Below are 3,908 nucleotides of genomic sequence, written 5' to 3'. Positions count from 1 at the left end.
CAAGGGCCTCGCTCATTCAGCGTTTCACTGCCAGCGTTCGACGAAGTCGGCACTGTTGCGGTTCGGCAATGGCTTGAGGCGTCCGCCCGGGGTGCCGAGATAGAGGAAGCCGACCAGCTCATCCTGCTCGCCCATGCCCAGCCCTGCGTGCACGATAGGGTCAAAGGCGTAGCCACCGGTGCGCCACATACCACCGAGCCCCTGGGCCTGAGCGGCATACAGCATGGCGTGAGCGGCACAGCCGGCACTGACCACCTGCTCGACACGCGGCACCTTGGGGTGGTCCGGCGTGACCCTGGCGATCACCGCGATCACCATCGGCGCACGCAGCGGCTTCTTGCTGGCAGCGGCCTGGGCGGCCTCGTCACCGGCCGGCGACTTGTTGCGCTCCGCCTCGGCGAACAGCTCGCCAAGGCGCTCAAGCCCGCCACCCGTGAATTCGATGAAGCGCCAGGGCGTCAGCTCGGCGTGGTCCGGCGCGCGCAGGGCGGCCTGGTAGATGGCCTCCATCTGCTCAGCGCTCGGGGCCGGCGCCATCAACTTGCCCATGGAATTGCGTTCATGCAGTAACGTCAGCGCGTCCATCGTCTCTCCTGTCACAGACTTAAGATAAGAATGATTCTCACACTAGCATGTCGCCGGTACGCCGTCTCATCACTCGCTGCTATCTACCTGATTGGCAAGGCGCTACCTGATTGGCAAGGCGCTATCTGGTTGGCGAGGTGACAGAGACGACTACTGCCGGGAGAGACGCAGCGGCAGACTGGCGCGGGCCTCGGCCTCGAGATCCGCCGTGGCTCGCCACGGGCTGATATCCAGGCCGCCACGCCGCACGTAGCGCGCCATCACCAGCAGAGACTCAGGCTTCACGCGCGCCATCAGGTCGACGAACAGGTGCTCGACGCAGTGCTCATGGAAATCCTGGTGCTGGCGATAGCTGATCAGATAGGCCAGCAGGCGCTCGCGGTCGATACGCGGGCCGCGATAACGGATCCACACACTGCCCCAGTCCGGCTGGCCGGTGACCGGGCAGTTGGACTTGAGCAGGTGGCTGTGCAGGTCTTCGCTGACGATGTCGGCGTCATCGGCGCTGAGCAGCTCCGGCGACGGCGTGTAGTGCTCGACGCTGATCGGCAAGTCATCGAGGCACTCCCCCGGCAGACGCCCGACGTCCAGCTCGCTATCGTCCAGCTCCAGCAGGCACACCTCGACCGGCGCCCCGGCCGCGGCGGCGAGGTCACGCTCCAGCGTTGCCTGCACCGCTGCCTGATCGGGGAAACGGCTCTGATTGAGACTGTTGAGATAGAGCTTCCAGGACTTGGATTCGATCAGGTTCGGCGAGGCTGCCGGCAGGCGAAAACGGGCCACGCGTACCCACGGCTTGCCGGCCTCATCCAGCCAGGAGACTTCAAAGGCGTGCCACTCATCCTCACCGACGAACGGCAGCGCCGCGTCATCGATGCCGATGGGGCCACGGTTGGCCGCCCGCGCGATGGGGAACAGCAGGCTGGCATCGTAGTGCTCGGGATAGGCGGACTCTCGCCCGAGCGGGGCATCCTTGAGGGTCTCGGGGCGCGCCTCGTCGGGCACGTTGACGGCAGTGGGGTGAGCCATGACAGCACTCCAGTGAAATAGGCCAATAAAGCATCGATATCAGGGGGCGCAGACAGCAGAACGCCGGCAGAAGTCGGCGTTGCATGCACTGGCGCGATAGCGCGCATCTTACCATCATCGTCTGGGCGACATCTTCAGCTGCGGATGCCCTTGCCACGCTCCAGCAGCCACAGCGCGAAGGCGAACAGGCCGATGATGAAGGCCACGATGGCGGCCATCGCCGGGCCGACGCTGATGTCCGAGACGCCCAGAATGCCGTAGCGGAAGGTGTTGACCATGTAGAGGATCGGGTTGGCCAGCGACACCGTCTGCCAGAATTCCGGCAGCATGTGGATGGAATAGAAGACGCCACCCAGGTAGGTCAGCGGCGTGAGCACGAAGGTCGGAATGATCGAGATGTCATCGAACTTGCGCGCGAACAGCGCATTGATGAAGCCACCGATGGAGAACAGCAGCGCCGTCAGCACCACGACCATGATGGTCAGGAAGGGGTGATGGATATCGAGGTCCGTGAACAGGAAGGCCACGGCGGTCACGATGATGCCGACCCCCAGCCCGCGCACGGCGCCACCGATGATGTAGCCGAGCAGGATGATCCACGAGGGCAGCGGCGAGACCATCAGCTCCTCGATGCTGCGCTGGAACTTGTTGGAGAAGAATGACGAAGCCACGTTGGAATACGAGTTGGTGATCACCGACATCATGATCAGCCCCGGCACGATGTAATCCATGTAGCTGATGCCATCCATGGTGCCGATGCGCGAGCCGATGAGATTGCCGAAGATGACGAAATAGAGCGTCATGGTGATGGAAGGCGGCAACAGCGTCTGCGGCCAGATGCGCGTGAAACGACGGACTTCCTTGACGACGATGGTGACCAGAGCCACCCATAGCTGACGGGGGTTCACTGCGTGATCTCCTTGGCAACATTGGAGGCGATACCGCTTTCGGCGTTGGAACGCTCGACCAGGTCGACGAACAGCTCCTCGAGACGATTGGCACGATTGCGCATCGACACCACGGTGATGCCAGCGCGATCCAGCGCCGCGAAGGCGGTATTGATCGACTGGCCCTTGCGCACGGCGAGCGCCAGCTGCTGAGGGTCACTCAAGGAGACCTCGAACCCGGCAATCACCGGCGCCTTGGTCAGCGGCTCACGAATGTCGAGCAGGAAGGTTTCCGCATCCAGCTCCTTGAGCAGCTCACGCATGCTGGTGTTATGCACGATCTCGCCATGATTGATGATGGCGATGTTGCGGCACAGGCTCTCGGCCTCTTCCAGGTAATGCGTGGTGAGGATGATGGTGGTGCCCTCCTCCCGATTGATGCGGCGCATGAACTCCCACATCGAGCGGCGCAATTCGATATCCACACCGGCCGTCGGCTCATCGAGAATCAACAGACGCGGCTTGTGAATCAGCGCACGGGCAATCATCAGACGACGCTTCATGCCACCGGACAGCATGCGTGACGGGGTGTCGCGCTTGTCCCACAGCCCGAGGTCCCTGAGCAGACGCTCGGCACGCGGGCGCGCTTCCTTCATCGGCATGCCGTAATAACCCGCCTGGGTCATCACGATATCCTGCACCTTCTCGAACTGATTGAAGTTGAACTCCTGCGGCACGACACCGAGGTGATACTTGGCCTTCGAGAAGTCCTTGTCGATATCGATTCCGTAGATCTCGACCTTGCCTGCGGTCTTCTGCACCAGCGAACTCACCACGCCGAGGGTCGTGGACTTGCCGGCCCCATTGGGGCCCAGCAGCGCGAAGAAATCGCCCTCGGGAACGTCAAGATCAATCCCCTTGAGCGCCTCAAAACCGTTGCCGTAGACCTTGGTCAGGCCACGGATAGACAAGGCAGGTCGTGACATCGGACACCTGTAATCGATTGACGCTGTCAGCCAGCACAGCAGAAAAGACGCATCTGAGAACAATTGCGCAACAGTGATGGCACCGTTTCGCCGTCCGCGGACATGAAAATCAGACGCAAGATATTGGATGCGCATGGTAACGCATTCGGCGCTGCCACATCAGACACACGGCAGAAAGGCATTAGTGCGCCACGGGAAACAAGCAGAGGGAGAAAATCACGCGGGGACAGCACCAGAGAGCGGCGCAGAACAGGGTGGAGAGGAATTTCAGGCACAAAAAAATCGCCAGTGACGTAACACGATGATCGTGTCTGTCAGGCGATGGCGTACTGCTATGTCATGCTTCAGCTTGCAACGTCACATTCGACTGGAGCGGGAAACGAGATTCGAACTCGCGACCCCAACCTTGGCAAGGTTGTGC

The 3,908-nt window shown here is 61.8% G+C and carries 4 protein-coding genes; all 4 read right to left on the bottom strand.

Features of this window, described 5'->3' with window-relative positions:
• Nucleotides 1-24 precede the first annotated feature (24 nt).
• Nucleotides 25-585 (bottom strand): NAD(P)H nitroreductase, encoded by a 561-nt coding sequence (locus AC4FAH_RS13745; RefSeq protein WP_054555640.1) that lies wholly within the window; start codon nt 583-585, stop codon nt 25-27.
• Between the two features lie 150 nt (nt 586-735).
• Nucleotides 736-1,614, bottom strand: coding sequence for an NADPH-dependent 7-cyano-7-deazaguanine reductase QueF (queF, locus tag AC4FAH_RS13740; RefSeq protein WP_410977880.1), 879 nt, complete (start codon nt 1,612-1,614; stop codon nt 736-738).
• Between the two features lie 134 nt (nt 1,615-1,748).
• A complete protein-coding gene (locus tag AC4FAH_RS13735; RefSeq protein ID WP_043333883.1) occupies nt 1,749-2,522 on the bottom strand; it encodes an ABC transporter permease in 774 nt (257 codons plus the stop codon).
• A complete protein-coding gene (locus AC4FAH_RS13730; RefSeq protein ID WP_043333884.1) occupies nt 2,519-3,487 on the bottom strand; it encodes an ABC transporter ATP-binding protein in 969 nt (322 codons plus the stop codon). Before AC4FAH_RS13730 ends, AC4FAH_RS13735 begins: the two co-directional genes overlap by 4 nt.
• Between the last annotated feature and the right edge of the window lie 421 nt (nt 3,488-3,908).

It is taken from the genome of Cobetia sp. (assembly GCF_983723665.1).
The sequence above is the reverse complement of the archived record's forward strand: the minus strand, read 5'-3'. Positions and strand labels throughout refer to the sequence as shown.